Raw genomic sequence first — 17,243 nt, 5'->3', positions numbered from 1 at the left:
CGAAAAGACCTCCGTCAGCGAGACTCGTTGATTTGCCGTAGCCGCTTTCTCCGTCTCCATACGCCACCCAAAAAGACAGAAAACTACACAAATCAACGCCCTGTGAACAGCCCCTTTGTAACTGATTGATTGTGAACGGCTATTTTGGCATGTTCACGACGGTGGCATTTCGGGTTTGGTGCGATTGCCCTGCATGTTTCGGTGAGGCCGAAAACGCGAAGAGGGACGTTCGGCGGGCGCCGGGGTTTCTTACCGGTCGAGCATCAGGCTCTGGCCGCGGTCGAGGGAATTGATATCCCGACGGAGCGAGCGTGCGGCTGGCGGAGGGCAATAACCTACTCGACAAAGGAATGCAAAGGCGTCATCCGGGGCCGCCTGCGCGAGTCGGTCGAATTGCCCCGCGAGCTTCCTGGCGCCCTCGTCGATCGCCGGTGTGGCCGAAATGTCGGTTCCGGACTGGCTGTACCAGCGGAAAATCACCGGCGTCATTTCCGGTTGCAGATGGAGCCCAAGCCGCGAGGCCGTCAGCCAGAGATGCTGGATCGCCATGCCGGTGCGGACGTAGTCCTCAAGATGCACGGGTTTTCTTTTCGGCTTGAGCAGCAGATGCGCGGCGCATGCCACGCCGGGAATCAAATCCATCTGGAGGCGTGGCAGATATGTCCCGCCAAGATGGCGGTTGAAAAAATCGACGCGCTTCCAGCTTTGCATGACCCAACGCATCAGGCGAGTCGTCAGGGCATCGACACCGAGCGCCTGGTCCGGAATACGGTCTTTGCTGTAACGGGCATTCCATTCGATGACGTCGCGGTGGACAGGGTACGCCTCCGGGCAGGTCAGGCGAAGGTGGGCGTTGTTCCAGAGCAGGCGTGCGACAGCGAGACGGTCGGCCAGCGACTCGAAAAATTGCAGGCGGAACGACGAGCCAACGGCCGCGATCAGCGCCTCCTTGTGCGCGTCCTTGAGTGGCGTTGTCGGCATCGCCCGGCGCTCGACGGCGCGCTCGGTGATGTATGGCACGAGCGGATCTTCGGTGAGTCCGGCCGGGTGGAAGCGGACGAGATAGACCGGCGCCGTGTCCGGTTGGTCGGGCTTGATCGCCCATTCGGTCGCAAGTCCGTAACGTGTGGCGGCGAGCCGTAGCGTTTCGAGCAGCGCGCCGTGGGCCAGGTGACTGGCATGGCCCTGAAAGTCATAAACCACGTGCTCCCGCGTATCGTGGCCGTGAATGGCGACCTGAAAGTCGTCAACAATCTCGAAGCGCCAGGGCTGGGTGTTGTCGCCACTGGGGGTCCAGCGAGCCAGCGCGAGAATCTCGAGCAGTGTTTCCCGATTCATGTGTTCCCCGCCGATGACTGTTTTCCCGCATTGCGGGAGAGTTGGGCTTTCACCAGCCCGATCATGAGGCGTTGCAACGGGTTGCGGTGGCCCCAGGGGCGCCATGTCCGCACGTAACGCATCCGGTAGGCGTCAAATTGGCTCGACCACGGGGCGAGGCGAACCCCTTTGCGGCCAAGAAGCAGTTTGAGCGTTTCCACAGCGGCCACTCCTGCGCACAGCTGACAGGCAGCAATCGAGGAGGGGCCGCGTTGTTCGGCGAGATTGATGCGCGACATGTCGGCCACGTACCCGCGCTGCAACATCGCCGGTGATAGGCCAACGAGAAAGCGGATGGCCATTTCGGTCTTGTCGCAGCCCGCAAAGCCGAAATAATCTTCGAACGGCATTCCGCCAGGAGCAAAGGCCAGGAGTGCCGTTCCCAGCCCCAAAGGGGCCGCGGTGACGACCGGGATTCCTTTCTTCTCGCAGGCGCTGAAGGTCATGCGGCGTGCTTCGAAAGCGAAGTAGTCGAGGCCGTCGACGTAAACGTCGGCGTCTTCGAGAAAGGCGTCCAGCGTCTCTGCCGTAATTCCCGCTGGAAAGGGGCGCAATTCAAGCGTTGGATTGATGTCGCGCGCCATGTCGGCCAGAACATCGATTTTGGGACGACCAAGCGTACTCACCGAAGCGCCGACCTGACGGTTGAAATTGACAATGTCGAACACATCGAAATCGGCAATCGAGAATTTGCCAATCCCGAGCCGTGCCAAAGTCAATAAATGGATGCCGCCGACGCCTCCGAGACCGCCGACGGCTACGCGAGCGTCGCGCAACCGCTTTTGTTCCGCTTCCGTTACCCAGCCGATGTTTCGGGAAAAAGCGCCGTCGTAATCGAATGTCTGCATGGAAGGCTCGCTCGATTTTGGTCTACCCTACGATACAGCTTAGTATTCATTGCGAACGAAGTGGGGAGGAAGATGAGCCTGATTGCCGATTTTCGCCTGGCCGTGCGCAATCTCCGTCGCAATACGCGGAGGACGCTGGTGGCCACCGTGACGGTGGCGTGCGGAATCGTCGCTTTCCTGCTGGCGGGCGGCTTTATCGCCTGGATCTTCGAACAAATGCGCGAAAGCGCCATTCATTCGCAGTTCGGCCATTTGCAGATTGTCCGTCCGGCCTATTTCGAAAAGGGGATCGCTGATCCTTACGCCTTTTTGTTGCCGGACGCTTCCGAAGCGCAAAAGACTATCGAGACCATGCCGGGCTTCAGGAGCCTGTCGCCCAGGCTGTCGTTCAGCGGCCTGTCGAGCCACGGTGAGACGACCATTCCCTTCGTTGGCGAAGGCATCGATCCTGTCCGGGATAGACCCGTCAGTACGCACGTCAATATCGAAAGTGGCCGCGACCTTGCCGCGGCCGATGAAAACGCCGTGCTGCTCGGTGAAGGGCTGGCGCGGAGCCTCGGGGCCAAAGTTGGCGACGACGTGGTGCTGCTGGTGACTTCGGCGACCGGTAGCCCCGGTGCCGTGGAGGTCAAGGTGGCCGGGGTGTTCTCGACGTCGTCACAGGAGTATGACGACACCGCTTTGCGACTGCCCCTCAAGGTGGCGAGAAAACTTGTCAAAGTGGCTGGTGCGACATCGTGGGTAGTTGTGCTCGACAAGACCGGATCGACGGATGCCAGCCGGCGCTATCTGGCCTCCCGGTTGCCGGCGTCCAGTTTCGAGATTGTTCCCTGGACGGCGCTGGCCGACTTCTACAACAAGACAGTGGTGCTGTTTTCGAAGCAGGTCAATGTCGTCAAAATCCTGATTGGCATCATCATTGTGTTGACGATTTCGAATACCCAGATGATGAGCGTTCTGGAGCGAACGACGGAGATCGGAACCAGTCTGGCCATCGGCGTGCGGCGCAACACGTTGATGCGCATGTTCGTGATCGAGGGACTCCTGGTTGGGGTGGGCGGCGGAATTCTTGGTGTGCTTCTCGGGGGAATTCTTGCCGAAGGCATTTCGGCGGTCGGGATACCCATGCCGCCGCCACCGGGAATGGCGCGTGGCTTTCTGGGCGAAATATTGATAACGCCCGGTCTGGCGGTTGAAGGGCTGGCGCTGGCTGTGATTACGACGCTATTGGCCAGTCTGCTGCCGGCCTGGAAAGCCGGGCGGATGAACATCGTCGATGCACTTCGGCATAACCAATGAAACCGACTTTATCTCCGCTGTTTTTGTTCGCGCTGCGCAACGTTTTCCGACAGCGCATGCGTTCGGTCGCCACGCTTGCGGCAATCGGCCTTGGCGTTGCCGGGCTGATTCTGGCCGGCGGATTCGTTCAGGACATTTTCATCCAGTTGGGCGAAGCGGTGATCCATTCGCAAAGCGGGCATATCCAGGCCGTGCGTCAAGGGTATCGCGAAGGTCGGTTGCGGGCGCCGGATGATTTTCTGATCGAAAATCCGGATCGCCTCAAGCAGAAATTGTCGGCACAACCGGGAGTTCAAGGTGTCATGGCCCGCCTCGGCTTCTCCGGCGTTCTGAATAACGGGAAACGCGATGCCGGAATCATCGGCGAGGGCGTCGAACCGCAGGCCGAAGCGGCTCTTGGAACTTACCTGCAGTACATCGAAGGCCGCCCGCTGGCGGAATCGGATGTCGATGGGATCGTGATCGGCCAAGGCGTTGCGAGGACATTGGGGCTCAAGACCGGCGATCGCGTCAATCTGCTGATCAGTCTGGCACAGGGCGCGGTGAATACGCTGGACTTCGAAGTCGTCGGCGTGTTCCAGAGCTTTTCCAAGGATTTTGATGCACGCGCCGTGCGTATTCCTCTGACCGCAGCGCAAACCTTGATGGACAATAATTCGGCACATCTTCTCGTCATGCTGCTTGACGAGACCGAGCAAACCGATGTTGTCGTCAAGGCGTTGCGACAGGAATATGTTGCCGCGGGGTATGAATTCGCGTCATGGCGCGAACTTTCCGATTTTTACGACAAGACGCTCAAATTGTACGGCCGTCAGTTCGGCGTGTTGCGGTTCATCATTCTGCTCATGGTGCTGTTGAGCGTTACGAACAGCATCAATATGACGCTGTTCGAACGAACGCGCGAGTTTGGCACCCTGCTGGCGCTCGGCGATAAACCGGCAACCGTGTTCAGGCTGATCATGATGGAGAGCATGCTGCTCGGACTTTTTGGCGCCGTTCTGGGAATGGCGATCGGATGTCTGGCGGCGGTAACCCTCTCCGCGATCGGTATTCCGATGCCGCCGCCGCCCAATGCCAATATCGGCTATACGGCCTATATCCGCGTGATTCCCGGCGAAGTGATGATTGCCGGGACGATCGGGGTCGTCGCAACACTTTTGGCTGCCATTTTGCCGGCCAGGCGGGCTTCACGGTTGAATGTTGTCGACGCGCTACGTTTCGGTATTTGATCCAATCTTTCTCATTGAATTTGGTTTCCTGCTTGTCATTCCGATGATACTTTTTGTTCGGACGGATTAGCTGCTATGCTGGAAACAGCCTGGTATTAGCTTGGATTATGCAATGTTGCCGATAAAGGAGAATGATATGGTCAGCTTGTACAAAGGCCTCACCGCCGCGCTTCGCTGGGTGTTCATCGGGGTGGTGGCGGTAGTTGTCTCGGGATGCGCGACGGGGAATCCGCCCGCGCCTACTTCGGCAGCATCTCCGGAATACAACTACTTGATTGGCCCGGGCGATTCGGTTGATATCGTTGTCTGGCGCAATCCAGAACTCTCCATGTCGGTGCCGGTTCGCCCCGACGGCAAGATCACGGCGCCGCTCGTTGAGGATTTGCTTGCCATGGGCAAGGATGCCACGACGTTGGCGCGAGATGTCGAAAAGGAACTTGGGAAATTCATTCGCGATCCGGTTGTGACGGTCGTCGTCACGTCGTTTGTCGGACCCTACAGCGAGCAGATCAGGGTTGTCGGCGAGGCCGCGGAGCCGCAGACGCTTCCTTACAAGCAGAAGATGACGTTGCTGGATGTCATGATCGCGGTGGGCGGCGTGACTGATTTCGCCGATGGCAATGCAACGACGCTTCTGCGGACGGCGGATGGCGACAAGCAGTACAGTGTTCGCGTCAGCGATCTGATCAAGCGTGGCGATGTGTCGGCCAATGTCGAGATGAAGCCAGGCGATGTCCTGATCATTCCGCGTAGCTGGTTCTGATTGCATGTCGTACAGGGTTCCCGGTCTGGCGTAAGTGGCCGGGTCGTCTTGAATCTTTGCTGAGACCGTACTCCCATGGATGAAATTATCCGGCAGGCGACAACCGTTCTGAAAGGAATGTGGAAGCACCGTTGGCTCGGGATCATCACAGCTTGGGTGATCGGCTTGCTCGGCGCTGCCACGGTGCTCCGTATTCCCGATAAATACGAGGCTTCGGCACGGATTTATGTCGATACACAGTCGATACTCAAACCGTTGATGTCGGGGTTGGCGATCGAGCCGAACCGGGATCAGCAAATCATGATCTTGAGCCGGACGTTGATTAGCCGTCCGAACATCGAAAAATTGATTCGCATGGCTGATCTGGATCTCGGGGTGAAAACGAAGAAGGATCAGGAGGCTCTGGTCGATGATTTGACGGAGTCGCTGACGATAAAAAGTACCGGCCGCGACAACCTTTACACCCTGGCATACCGGGATGAGAAGCCGGATCGGGCCAAACGGGTGGTGCAGTCGCTGGTCTCGATTTTTGTTGAGTCGAGCCTGAGAGACAAGCGCAAGGATACCGACGAGGCGAAGAAATTCATTGATGAGCAGATTCTCGTTTATCAGAAAAAACTGGAAGAAGCCGAGAATCGCCTCAAGGAATTCAGGTTGAAGAATATCGATCTGCAAACCGCGGAAGGCAAAGATTATTTCGGGCGCATCGGCGAAATCAGCGCAGCGCTGGCAACGGCGAAACTTGAGCTTCGCGAGGCGGAAAACGCGCGCGATGCCTTGAAGCGACAGATCGTCGGCGAAGAGCCATCGCTGCTGCCCGATACGAGCGAGGTGGCGTCCGGCATTTCCGTGCCGGAAATCGACGGCCGCATCGATGTTCTCAAGCGGAACCTTGATGGCTTGTTGCAGCGCTACACGGACCAGCATCCCGACGTGGTCGGAACCCGGCGGATGATCAAGGAACTGGAGGAGCAGAAAATCGCGGAGATTGCCGCGCGCAAACAAGCGGCGATTTCAAGTCCGGCCTCCTTGAGCAACACGAATCCGGTTTACCAGCAGCTCAAGGTGTCGCTTGCCGAAAACGAGGCGATGGTGGCGTCACTTCGCGCTCGCGTGACCGAATACCAGGCGCGCTTCAATAGTCTCAAGGAGGCGGTCAAGCTCATTCCCCAACTGGAAACCGAATTTGCACAACTGAACCGGGACTACGATATCAACAAGAAGAATTATGAAAGTCTGGTGGCACGTCGTGAATCGGCCACCATGTCGGGCGAGATGGATTCTTCCGGCGGTGGCGTCGACTTTCGTCTGATTGACCCGCCTCGTGTTTTGCCCAATCCGGTGTCGCCAAACCGGCTTCTGCTTGTGCCGCTTCTCCTTGCCGTCACCTTGGCTTCCGGATTTGGCGCCCCGTTTGCGGCGAGCCAGATTCGACCGGTTTTCTTCGACTCGCGAGCGCTGCGTGAAGTGTCCGGATTGCCGTTGTTGGGGAACGTGACCCTGAAGGTGCATGAAAGCGACGTGCTCAGAGAAAGAACAGATATCAAGCGCTTTGCGGCGGCCGTTGCCTTGCTGATCGCCGTCTTCGGCATCGGTATTACGTTGCTGGTCATATATTCTTTCCGTACTGCTTGAGGGGGAAGCGCGATGAGCCTCATTGAACAAGCAGCGCAACGGCTGGAGCAACTTCGTAAAGCCGGCGTGGAAATTCCTTCTTCCCCGGCCGAGTCCCCAGCGCAAGAGCCTGGCGATTCGGAAGGGCCTGCGACGAGTGCCTCGCAACCCGTGGCCTTGGCTGACGAGACCCGTATTCCGGAGGCGAAAAACGTTCAGAGGGACGTCGGTGTCCCAACGTCTCAAGAACATCTTTCCAGACGGGTAGAAGTGAATCCGGAAGTCCTCGATGCGTCGTACGTGATCAGGCCCGATGCGCCTCGTTCCCAGCTGGCGGACGAGTTCCGGATCATCAAGCGGCCCTTGATTGATAACGCGATGGGTAAGGGCGCTGCACCGATCAAGGACGGTAATTTGATCATGGTGACGAGTGCGCTCCCCGGCGAGGGAAAGACCTTTACCGCCGTAAACCTTGCCATGAGCATTGCCATGGAACTGGACAATACGGTCATGCTTGTCGATGCCGATGTCGCGCGGCCGAACTTGCTGAACATGTTCGGACTGCCGCCGGCGAGAGGCTTGCTCGATGTGCTCGTCGACGAAAGCGTGACGATTCCCCAAGTTTTATTGCGGACGAATATCGAGAAATTGTCTATCCTCCCAAGCGGAACGCCGCATTCGCGGGCAACCGAGTTGTTGGCGAGCGAGGCGATGGTCCGACTGCTTGAGGAGATGGCGCACCGTTATTCCGATCGGATCATTATTTTTGATTCCCCCCCGTTGCTCGTGACGACCGAGGCACGGGCACTGGCTTCGCGTATGGGGCAGGTCGTCGTTGTGGTAAAGGCCGAGAGTACGACGCATGCGGATGTCAAGCATGCGCTGGCCGCTATCGATTCATGCCCGGTGAGACTCATGCTCCTCAATCAGCTCAAATCACCGGTTAAAGACGCTTATGGCTACGGCTATGGCTATGGTTACGGTTATGGCAAATAAGAAAAAACAAATTACTCATTTTTTATCTTTTTCTTCTTTTATCGCGATTTTTGGGTCGGTTCCTTTGTCCGCAACGGGCGGCGAATGGACGATTACGCCGACAATTACTGTCAATGAAACAGCGACCGACAACGTCGCCCTGACTGCCACCAGAGAAAAAAACGATTGGATTACCGATATCAGCCCCGGAATCAGGATCGACGGCCAGGGAGGACGTGCAAGACTGAATCTCGAATATCAGTTGCATCAACTCTATTACGCGCAGGATTCGTACGACACGGAAACGCAAAACTTCCTGCGGGCAAATGGATCGCTTGAGGCCATCGAGAACTGGTTCTTCATTGATGTGGAGGGTTCGATTCAGCAGCAGACGATTTCGCCGTTCCAAGGGGTGGCGTCGCCCTATGTCAATACGAATGGCAGCAACAATTCGACGGAAACGTCGTTTTATCGTCTCACGCCGTATTTCAAAGGGGTGCTTGGCGCGTCTACGGATTACCAAATGCGATTCGATGTTGCTACATCCAGAAATGACGAGAACAAAGCCTTCGATTCGGATACCAAACAATGGGGACTGAACCTCAAGGGAATAACCGGATTGGCAAGTCTTGGCTGGGGCGTGGATGCGTCCTACCAGGACATCGAATATGGTGACGGGCGGAGTAATGAGGCTAATACGCTGCGCGGCATCCTCGCGTATCACGTTTCGCCGCAATTCAACCTCTTGCTTATCGGAGGGCACGAGGTTAACGACTATCTCGGCAATGGCATGGAGTCGAGCAGCATCAAGGGGGCTGGATTCGAGTGGTCGCCAACGGAGCGGACAAAACTGGCGGCGACGTTCGAGGATCGCTTTTTCGGAAATACCAACCAGATTGAGTTTACACACCGTACGGCCGGGACGGCTTGGCGGTATAGCGAAAGCGAGGATGCTACCGCGCTGTCGAACGAGCAGACTGTCTACGGATTGGGAACGAACTACGATCTGTTTTACAACCTGTTTGCCTCGGCGATTCCCGATCCGGCCCAGCGTGCCGCATTTGTGAATGCCTATCTGGTCGCCAACGGAGTGTCGCCGGATGCGCAGTTGCTAGGGGGGTATTTGAACTCGGGCGTGGCGTTACTGCATCGCCGCGATTTCTCGTTCGCCATCACCGGGGCCCGCAACACCATCACGCTTGCAGCATCGCAGACCGAAACAAGCAATCTGAGAGATGCGCTTGGATCAGGCGTTCTGATTGGCGATAACCTTGCCGTCTTCCAGAAAATCGAGCAGCGGGGGGTTAGTGTCAGCTGGTCACACAAGCTGACACCGCTTTCCACGCTCGTTGCCATGGCGGGGCGACTCAAAAGCGAAGGTTCGGGAACCAGTTTCGAAGACATTGATCAGACCAACTACCATTTGAATTTCCAGACCAGGCTTGGCCCGAACACGAATTTTGGCGTTGGAGCGCGCCGGATCGTTGTCGAAGGCACGACGAATTACAAAGAGAATGCAGTGACAGGAACGCTGTCTCATCAGTTCTAAACTGACTATGTATGAATCCTATTACGGACTGAACAGCAAGCCTTTTCAGCTGAATCCTGATCCGAATTTCTATTTCGGCAGCAAACAGCATAGGCGGGCGAGTGCGTACCTGGAATATGGGTTGCACCAGAACGAAGGATTCATCGTCGTAACCGGCGAGGTGGGAGCCGGGAAAACAACCATCGTTCGTAGTTTGCTCGCCAAACTCGACTCGTCGAAGGTGGTGGCAGGGCAACTGGTCAGCACCCAGCTTGATGCGGAAGATACGCTGCGCCTGGTGGCCGCCGCTTTCGGCGTGCGGACGGCGGGCCTCGGGAAATCGGAAATATTGCTCGGACTCGAAGCCTTTCTGGTCGACGTGATTCGGCAAGGGAAGCGCTGCCTTCTCATCGTCGATGAAGCGCAAAACCTGACACCGCAGGCGGTCGAAGAATTGCGGATGCTTTCGAATTTCCAGTTCGAGACGCAGGCCCTGTTGCAGAGTTTCCTTATCGGGCAGCCAGAATTTCGGCGGATCATGCAGAGTCCGCACATGCAGCAGCTGCGCCAGCGCATCATCGCCGCCTGTCATATCGGTCCGATGGACGAAGAGGAAACACGCGGCTATATCGAGCATCGGCTCAAATGCAGTGGCTATAGCGGCCCTCCGTTGTTCAGCGCCGACGCGTATGCCGCGATTTTCAAGGCCAGCGGTGGGGTGCCGCGCCGAATCAATACCTTGTGCGACAGGCTGCTCCTCTCCGGCTTCCTGTCCGGCAAGAAAGAGTTTGCTGCCGACGATGTCGATGAAGTCGCCAGGGAGATTCAGGAGGAAACATCAGCGCCAGCGTATTTTTCGCAAGAGACGCTGGAGGCTGGCGAAAATCGCGCGAACGAAAGTGTGCGCACCGATGTCGATCTGTCGAAGTATGAACTGGATGTCGCGGCGGCCGAAGAAGCGGGGCGTGCCATCGCCGAATTGAGAAGCGACATGAGCGAGCAACGGCTCGTGCGCCTGGAACGAAGCATGATCCGCATCGAACGGAGTAACGCGGCGATGCTGACGCTATTGCAGCAGCTCATCAGCGCGCTTCGCCCCAAGTCGTCGGAGAAACCCGATGAAACGGAGGCTGGCGGCAAGTAACTGAAAACCCGAGTGTGGTCGGGAGCGTCCTTGGAAGAATTTTGGCGAAGAAGTATTGGTTCGGGTCGCCAAGGCGACTAGGATGAAATTAGTAGTCAGTCATGTTGAAGAGCATGAACAAATGCTTCACCACCAAGACACCAAGAGCACAAAGACTCACCAAGAAAACAGGGTGTTAACTTGGTGCTCTCTTAGTGTCTTGGTGCCTTGGTGGTTCGCGTTTTTCGTTGACTGCTTATTAGGGTTGAAACAGGAAATATAAAACAGGCTGAAAATAGGCTCACTGCGCAAGTGAGGAGGGCAGGCGATGCGGCACGATTCAATGAGAAATGCCTTGACCATCGACGTCGAGGACTATTTCCAGGTTTCCGCGCTGGCGCCTTACATTCCGCGCGAACACTGGGACTCGCACGATTGCCGCGTCGAGCGCAATGTCGACCGGATTCTCCTGATCCTCGATGACCATTATTCCACCAAGGCAACGTTTTTCACCTTGGGCTGGATTGCCGAACGCTATCCGCATCTCGTGCGGCGTATCGTCGATTGCGGCCACGAACTGGCGAGTCACGGCTACGGGCATCAGCGCGCCAGCGAGTTGTCCGAGCCGGCGTTCCGCGACGACATCGAGACGGCGAAGAAGATTCTCGAAGATGTGTCGGGACGCCAGATCAAGGGATACCGCGCGCCAAGTTTCTCGATCGGGAAAGGTAATCTCTGGGCATTCGACTGCCTTGAAGGGGCCGGCTACCGTTACAGTTCGAGCATTTACCCGATCCACCACGATCATTACGGAATGCCGGACGCGCCGCGTTTCGCCCACCGCGTGCGCGACGGACTGCTTGAACTGCCGGTCACCACGGCGCGCCTTTTCGCCCGCAACTGGCCGGCGAGCGGTGGCGGCTACTTCCGTCTGATGCCCTATCCGATGTCGCGCTGGCTGCTCAGACGCGTCAATCGCGTCGATGGGCAGCCAGCCATTTTCTATTTCCACCCGTGGGAAATCGACGACGGACAGCCGCGTATCCCGGGTATCAATGCCAAGACGCGTTTCCGCCATTACCTGAATCTGCACCGGACCGAAGGGCGTATCCGGTGTCTGCTCGACGATTTTGTCTGGGGCCGGATGGACGAGATATTCCTAGCCAATCCCGAGCATGCTGTGGCTTCCGATAGTTTGACGACCAAGGGCCGATGACGATGAACACAGCGCTTTCCATTCACCGGCTGAAGTCTGCTGACTTGCCTGACCGGGGGCGTTGGGAGGCTTTTGTTCTGGACTGCCCGGAGGCTACTTTCTTCCACAAAGCCGGTTGGCAGACGATCATCGAAGACGTTTTCCGGCATCCGACGTATTTTCTTTATGCGGAACGAAGCGGCAAGGTCGAGGGCGTTCTGCCCTTGGCGCATGTCAAAAGCGCCCTGTTCGGCAATGCGCTCGTCTCGCTGCCGTTTGCCGTCTATGGCGGTGTTGCCGCGAACAGCCAGGAAGCGGCCGATGGGCTGGAGAATGAAGCGCAGGCGATTGCAAGGCAACTTGGCGTCGATCATCTGGAATTGCGGAACGTTGCGTCGCGTCACCCGGATTGGCCGACGCAAAATCTCTATGTCAGTTTCCGCAAGGTTCTCGAACCGGACATCGAAGCGAACATGCTGGCGATACCGCGCAAGCAGCGCGCCATGGTGCGCAAGGGTATCAAGAACGGTCTGCGTAGCGAGATCGATACGAGCGCCGGACGTTTCTTCGCCCTGTATGCCGACAACGTTCACCGGCACGGCACGCCGGCGTTGCCGCGCCGGTACTTCGAGCGGTTGCAGGCGGTGTTCGGCAACGATTGCGAAGTCCTGACCGTTGTCGATGACGATGGTCGTCCCCTGAGCAGCGTGCTCAGTTTTTATTTCCGCGATCAGGTGCTGCCTTATTACGCTGGCGATGACGCGGCGGCGCGCGAGCTGGCGGCGAACGATTTCAAGTATTGGGAGTTGATGCGGCGCGCCTGCCTGCGGGGAATCCGGGTTTTCGATTACGGGCGCAGCAAGCAGGGCACCGGTTCGTATGCCTTCAAGAAGAACTGGGGCTTCGAGCCGCAGCCGTTGTATTACGAATACCGCCTGTACCGGCGCGACAGCATTCCGCAAAACAACCCGATGAATGCGCGCTACCGGATGCTCATCGAGGCGTGGCGGCGTTTGCCGATCGGCTTTGCCAACTGGCTTGGCCCGTTCATCGTGCGAAACCTGGGATAACGAGAATCGGGGGAGGGAGAACATGGCCAACATCCTGTACCTCGTCCATCGGCTTCCGTATCCGCCGAACAAGGGCGACAAGGTTCGCTCGTACCATCTGCTCAAACACTTGGCCGCCGCCCATCGGGTGTATCTCGGCACCTTCATCGACGACCCACAGGACGAGGGTTTTGTCGATCGGGTCGCGGAGCTCTGCGCCGGCATGCATATCGCCCACCTGTCGCCACCGCTGGCCAAGCTGCGCAGTCTGGCGGGTTTGCTGACGCATGAGGCGCTGACCCTGCCGTATTACCGGGACAAGGCGTTGCAGGCGTGGGTCGGGTGGACGCTCCGCGAGGCAAAAATCGACGCGGTTGTGGTGTTTTCCTCGGCGATGGCGCAATACGTTCTTGGCGCGGAGGCGGTGCAAGGCGTGCGAATGCTCGTCGATTTTGTCGATGTCGACTCTGCCAAGTGGTCCCAGTACGCGGCGAACCACCGGTGGCCTCTCTCCTGGCTTTACCGGCGCGAAGGCGGACGGCTGCTCGATTTCGAACGGCGGGTGGCGCGGCAGGCCGATCAATCATTTTTCGTGACGGACGAGGAAACGGCGCTCTTCCTCCGCTTCGCGCCCGAATGCGCGGAATGCGTGCATCCGATGAACAACGGCGTCGACGCCGAATTCTTTTCGCCGGAGCATCCGTTGCCTTCGCCCTACGGAGCGGACGAGCGAGCACTGGTATTCACCGGGGCCATGGATTACTGGCCGAATATCGACGCGGTCAGCTGGTTCGTCGCCGAGATATTGCCCAGCCTGCTTGAGCGGCATCCGACGCTGCGTTTTTACATCGCCGGCCGCAGTCCCGACCCGGCTGTGCGGGCGCTGGCCGGCGAGCACGTCGTCGTCACCGGCACCGTGCCCGACGTGCGGCCTTACCTTCGCCATGCCGCACTGGCCGTCGCGCCGCTGCGACTGGCGCGTGGTATCCAGAACAAGGTGCTCGAAGCGATGGCGATTGGCGTGCCGGTGCTGGCGTCGCGGGAGTGTGCCGCGCCGATCGACGCGGAAGCGGGACGGGATTTCCTGATCGCCGGAAGCGCCGACGAGTATCGGGAACAGATCGACTCCCTGCTGGCCGATCCCGCGCTTGCCGCGTCGATTGGCCGGGCAGGGCGACAGCGCGTGCTGGCGCGCTACAGTTGGGAAGCGAATCTGGCGGTCATCGACCGGTATCTGGATGGAGAACTATGAACAAACCTAAAAACAACCCCATTTGACGCAGAGATCGCAGAGATACAGAGAACGCAGAGAGAGGCCCGTATTTCCCCGTGACTAAAAAGGGTTTCTCGCATTTTCTCTCTGTTCTTTCTCGCTTTTTCTCTGTGCGCTCTGTATCTCTGCGTTCTCTGCGTTGAAAGCGGTTTCAACCGAGGTTTTCAGGATGAGCGATTTGCTGAATGGCAATTTTGTCGATGAGAGAACTGGCGCGCGCGCCTGGCAGTTGCTGGCGCTCGTTCTCGCCTTGATTCTTGTCGTCTATCGCGAAACGTTTGCCGGCATGGCGGCTACCTGGCTGCGGTCAAACACGTTCACGCACGGTTTTATGGTGGCGCCGATCTCGCTCTGGCTGATCTGGCGAATGCGGGCGAGGCTTGCGGCGCTGGCTCCTCGCGCCGATTGGCGAATCCTGCCGCTTTTCGTGCTGGCCGGCTTTGCCTGGCTGCTCGGCGAACTGGGGAGCGTTGTCGTCGTGTCCCAGTTCGCCGCGGTCACGCTGCTGGTGCTGGCGGTGCCTGCCATGCTCGGCTTGTCCGTAGCGCGGCAGATGCTGTTTCCACTCGCCTTCCTTTATTTTGCCGTTCCTTTCGGCGACTTTGCCTTGCCGTTGTTGATGGAATGGACCGCCGATTTCACTGTGCGCGGCTTGCGCCTGAGCGGCGTTCCCGTCTATCGCGAAGGCCTGCAATTCGTCATTCCGACCGGCACCTGGTCGGTCGTTGAGGCCTGCAGCGGCGTGCGTTACATCATCGCCTCGCTGACCGTTGGCGCACTGTTCGCCTATCTGACCTATCGCTCGGCGGCAAAGCGGGTGCTGTTCATGGTCGTCGCGCTCGTCGTGCCGCTCGTCGCCAACTGGATCCGCGCCTACATGATCGTCATGCTCGGGCATCTTTCGGGAAACAAGCTCGCGGCCGGCGTTGACCACCTGATCTACGGCTGGTTGTTCTTCGGCGTGGTCATCATGATCGTGTTCTGGATCGGCTCGCGCTGGCGGGAGGATGTACCGCCGGACGAGCGAGTTGCAGAACAGGCCGGCGTCGCTTTGAGCGCATCGCTGCGTCGCTCGGCTATCGCTGCCTTGGCCATCGCGGTGCTGGCGCTGGCCGGCCCGGCCGTCGAGTGGCTGATCGGCCGTAACGCTCCGGCCGACGTCGAGCGTATCGCACTGCTGGAAAACGTGCCGGGCTGGACGGAAACACCGGAAAGTGTGGCTAATTGGACGCCGCGTTTCGAGAATTATTCCGCGTCCCGGCAGACCGCTTTCAAAGCGGGCGAGCAGACGGTCGGGATGTTCCTGGCGTATTACCGTAATCAGGATGAGCGCCGCAAACTGGTGAGTTCGACGAACGTGCTGGTCCTGTCCGATGACTATCGCTGGCTGCGTGTGGCAAGCGGTGGGCGGACGATGGCCGGCGCATCCGGCCCGCTCCCAGTGCGTACCGCGGTGCTGCGCGCGCAGGATGGAACGCGCCTTGTCGTCTGGCAGTGGTACTGGATCAACGGGCGGGTGACGACGAGTGATCTCAAGGCCAAGGCCTACACGGCGCTTTCGCGACTCGCGGGGCAGGGCGACGATTCGGCGGTGGTGATCGTTTATGCGCGGCAAGAGCCGGATGGCGAAGCCGCGTTGGCAGCATTCGTCAACGACGCCGGCCAAGTCATCGAACGCGCCTTGCAGCGCACGTGGGAAACACGGGAAGAGCGATGAAAACGCACACCGCTTCCGCTGACCGCCGTCCGCTGGTAGCGCATGTCGTGCATCGCTTCGACGTCGGCGGGATGGAAAATGGCGTTGTCAATCTGATCAACCGGATGCGGCACGAGGCCTATCGGCACGCCGTCATCGCCCTGACCGAGGTGACGGATTTCCGCGCCAGAATCGTGCGCGACGATGTCGACTTCATCTCCCTGCACAAGCCGCCCGGCCATGCGTTCTGGATCTATCCGCAGTTGTTCCGCCTGTTCCGCGCCCTGCGGCCGGCGATCGTGCATACGCGCAATCTCGGGACGCTGGAAGTGGCCGTCGCCGCGTCGGCGGCCGGCGTGCCGGTGCGCATCCACGGCGAGCACGGTTGGGACGTGGGCGACATCGGCGGTGCCAACCGGAAATACCAGTGGGTGCGGCGTGCTTATCGGCCGTTCGTGACGAAATACATCGTTCTGTCCGGCGAACTGGAGCGTTACCTGACAGACAAGGTTGGCGTGCCGTCGGCGCGTCTGCGGAAAATCTGCAACGGTGTGGATGCCGAGCGTTTCCATCCAGCCCCGGCGCGCACGCATGTCGACGGATGGCCGTTTGCCGAACCCCGCGCGTGGGTGATCGGCACCGTTGGCCGCATGCAGCCGGTCAAGGATCAGACGACTCTGACGCGGGCTTTCATCCGGGCGCTTGAGTTGGCACCCGAGCTCAAGGGGCGTTTGCGCCTCGTCATGGTCGGCGACGGGCCGTTGCGCGAGGCGTCGCGGCGTCTGCTGGAAAACGCCGGTGTCAGTCCGCTGGCGTGGCTGCCCGGTGAGCGCGATGACGTTCACGACCTCCTGCGCTCTCTCGATTGCTTTGTCTTGCCGTCGCTGGCGGAGGGGATTTCGAACACGATTCTCGAGGCGATGGCGTGCGGTGTGCCGGTCATCGCGACGGAGGTGGGCGGGAGTCCCGAACTGGTCGAAGCCGGGGTGACGGGCGAACTGGTTCCCGCCGCCGATGTGGAGACCATGGCGCAGGCGATTGTCCGTTACGCGCGCCATCCGGAATTGGCGCGGCAAGCCGGACGGGCCGGACGGCAATCGGTGGAACGCCGCTTCAGTCTCGAGGCGATGGTCCGGAACTACCAGCAGCTTTATGACGAACTCTTGGGGAGGGAATGAGCGAGTTTCCATAAGTCCTTGAATCCTGCGCGGCGATGGCCTATCCCGCATATGTGGGGCGTTAAAAATTGCGCAGCAAACAGAACTAGAAATGGA

The 17,243-nt window shown here is 58.8% G+C and carries 14 protein-coding genes; 12 read left to right on the top strand and 2 right to left on the bottom strand.

The features are described from left to right. Positions 1-249: 249 nt before the first annotated feature. Both GH659_RS06500 and GH659_RS06495 read right to left on the bottom strand, forming a co-directional pair. Positions 250-1,338 (bottom strand): nitroreductase family protein, encoded by a 1,089-nt coding sequence (locus GH659_RS06500; RefSeq protein ID WP_153110320.1) that lies wholly within the window; start codon positions 1,336-1,338, stop codon positions 250-252. Continuing rightward, complete coding sequence (locus GH659_RS06495) at positions 1,335-2,225, bottom strand: ThiF family adenylyltransferase (RefSeq protein ID WP_153110319.1); 891 nt, start codon at positions 2,223-2,225, stop codon at positions 1,335-1,337. The genes GH659_RS06500 and GH659_RS06495 overlap by 4 nt, the downstream gene beginning before the upstream one ends. Positions 2,226-2,297: 72 nt before the next feature. On the opposite strand from GH659_RS06495, the gene GH659_RS06490 reads away from it, so the two are divergent. The 12 genes from GH659_RS06490 to GH659_RS06435 all read left to right on the top strand — a co-directional run bounded on the left by GH659_RS06490 (position 2,298) and on the right by GH659_RS06435 (position 17,147). Further along, positions 2,298-3,524 (top strand): ABC transporter permease, encoded by a 1,227-nt coding sequence (locus tag GH659_RS06490; protein ID WP_153110317.1) that lies wholly within the window; start codon positions 2,298-2,300, stop codon positions 3,522-3,524. Then, complete coding sequence (locus tag GH659_RS06485) at positions 3,521-4,753, top strand: ABC transporter permease (RefSeq protein ID WP_211364133.1); 1,233 nt, start codon at positions 3,521-3,523, stop codon at positions 4,751-4,753. The genes GH659_RS06490 and GH659_RS06485 overlap by 4 nt, the downstream gene beginning before the upstream one ends. Positions 4,754-4,889: 136 nt before the next feature. Further along, on the top strand, positions 4,890-5,516 hold the full coding sequence (locus GH659_RS06480) for an XrtA/PEP-CTERM system exopolysaccharide export protein (RefSeq protein ID WP_211364132.1): 627 nt from the start codon (positions 4,890-4,892) through the stop codon (positions 5,514-5,516). Between the two features lie 75 nt (positions 5,517-5,591). Continuing rightward, positions 5,592-7,151, top strand: coding sequence for an XrtA system polysaccharide chain length determinant (locus tag GH659_RS06475; protein WP_153110315.1), 1,560 nt, complete (start codon positions 5,592-5,594; stop codon positions 7,149-7,151). 12 nt (positions 7,152-7,163) lie between these two features. After that, positions 7,164-8,126: an XrtA-associated tyrosine autokinase gene (locus GH659_RS06470; protein WP_153110313.1), complete on the top strand. Its 963-nt coding sequence runs from the start codon at positions 7,164-7,166 to the stop codon at positions 8,124-8,126. After that, the gene (locus GH659_RS06465; RefSeq protein WP_170285837.1) at positions 8,116-9,654 is read left to right on the top strand and encodes a TIGR03016 family PEP-CTERM system-associated outer membrane protein; all 1,539 of its coding nucleotides are present in this window, start codon (positions 8,116-8,118) and stop codon (positions 9,652-9,654) included. The genes GH659_RS06470 and GH659_RS06465 overlap by 11 nt, the downstream gene beginning before the upstream one ends. 7 nt (positions 9,655-9,661) lie before the next feature. Beyond that, the gene (locus GH659_RS06460) at positions 9,662-10,777 is read left to right on the top strand and encodes an XrtA/PEP-CTERM system-associated ATPase (RefSeq protein WP_153110309.1); all 1,116 of its coding nucleotides are present in this window, start codon (positions 9,662-9,664) and stop codon (positions 10,775-10,777) included. Between the two features lie 322 nt (positions 10,778-11,099). After that, positions 11,100-11,972 carry an XrtA system polysaccharide deacetylase gene (locus GH659_RS06455; protein WP_246167750.1) on the top strand — a complete coding sequence of 291 codons (873 nt, stop codon included), beginning with the start codon at positions 11,100-11,102 and terminating at the stop codon, positions 11,970-11,972. Positions 11,973-11,974: 2 nt separating this feature from the next. Beyond that, positions 11,975-13,021, top strand: coding sequence for a FemAB family XrtA/PEP-CTERM system-associated protein (locus GH659_RS06450; protein WP_211364138.1), 1,047 nt, complete (start codon positions 11,975-11,977; stop codon positions 13,019-13,021). 22 nt (positions 13,022-13,043) lie between these two features. After that, positions 13,044-14,252, top strand: coding sequence for a TIGR03087 family PEP-CTERM/XrtA system glycosyltransferase (locus tag GH659_RS06445; RefSeq protein ID WP_153110303.1), 1,209 nt, complete (start codon positions 13,044-13,046; stop codon positions 14,250-14,252). A 190-nt stretch (positions 14,253-14,442) separates the two neighbouring features. Beyond that, entirely contained in the window at positions 14,443-15,990 is a 1,548-nt protein-coding gene (gene xrtA / locus GH659_RS06440) for an exosortase A (RefSeq protein WP_153110301.1), read from the top strand. Beyond that, positions 15,987-17,147, top strand: coding sequence for a TIGR03088 family PEP-CTERM/XrtA system glycosyltransferase (locus GH659_RS06435; RefSeq protein ID WP_153110299.1), 1,161 nt, complete (start codon positions 15,987-15,989; stop codon positions 17,145-17,147). Before xrtA ends, GH659_RS06435 begins: the two co-directional genes overlap by 4 nt. Positions 17,148-17,243: the final 96 nt, after the last annotated feature.

Origin of the sequence: Propionivibrio limicola, from assembly GCF_009469695.1 — a bacterium.
GTDB lineage: Bacteria > Pseudomonadota > Gammaproteobacteria > Burkholderiales > Rhodocyclaceae > Propionivibrio > Propionivibrio limicola.
This window is presented reverse-complemented; position numbering and strand designations above follow the sequence as displayed.

Excerpts from the sequence above, each read along its gene's own strand:
- GH659_RS06500 (WP_153110320.1), bottom strand. The coding sequence starts at position 1,338 with ATGAATCGGGAAACACTGCTCGAGATTCTCGCGCTGGCTCGCTGGACC.
- GH659_RS06495 (WP_153110319.1), bottom strand. The coding sequence starts at position 2,225 with ATGCAGACATTCGATTACGACGGCGCTTTTTCCCGAAACATCGGCTGG.
- GH659_RS06490 (WP_153110317.1), top strand. The coding sequence starts at position 2,298 with ATGAGCCTGATTGCCGATTTTCGCCTGGCCGTGCGCAATCTCCGTCGC.
- GH659_RS06485 (WP_211364133.1), top strand. The coding sequence starts at position 3,521 with ATGAAACCGACTTTATCTCCGCTGTTTTTGTTCGCGCTGCGCAACGTT.
- GH659_RS06480 (WP_211364132.1), top strand. The coding sequence starts at position 4,890 with ATGGTCAGCTTGTACAAAGGCCTCACCGCCGCGCTTCGCTGGGTGTTC.
- GH659_RS06475 (WP_153110315.1), top strand. The coding sequence starts at position 5,592 with ATGGATGAAATTATCCGGCAGGCGACAACCGTTCTGAAAGGAATGTGG.
- GH659_RS06470 (WP_153110313.1), top strand. The coding sequence starts at position 7,164 with ATGAGCCTCATTGAACAAGCAGCGCAACGGCTGGAGCAACTTCGTAAA.
- GH659_RS06465 (WP_170285837.1), top strand. The coding sequence starts at position 8,116 with ATGGCAAATAAGAAAAAACAAATTACTCATTTTTTATCTTTTTCTTCT.
- GH659_RS06460 (WP_153110309.1), top strand. The coding sequence starts at position 9,662 with ATGTATGAATCCTATTACGGACTGAACAGCAAGCCTTTTCAGCTGAAT.
- GH659_RS06455 (WP_246167750.1), top strand. The coding sequence starts at position 11,100 with ATGAGAAATGCCTTGACCATCGACGTCGAGGACTATTTCCAGGTTTCC.
- GH659_RS06450 (WP_211364138.1), top strand. The coding sequence starts at position 11,975 with ATGAACACAGCGCTTTCCATTCACCGGCTGAAGTCTGCTGACTTGCCT.
- GH659_RS06445 (WP_153110303.1), top strand. The coding sequence starts at position 13,044 with ATGGCCAACATCCTGTACCTCGTCCATCGGCTTCCGTATCCGCCGAAC.
- xrtA (WP_153110301.1), top strand. The coding sequence starts at position 14,443 with ATGAGCGATTTGCTGAATGGCAATTTTGTCGATGAGAGAACTGGCGCG.
- GH659_RS06435 (WP_153110299.1), top strand. The coding sequence starts at position 15,987 with ATGAAAACGCACACCGCTTCCGCTGACCGCCGTCCGCTGGTAGCGCAT.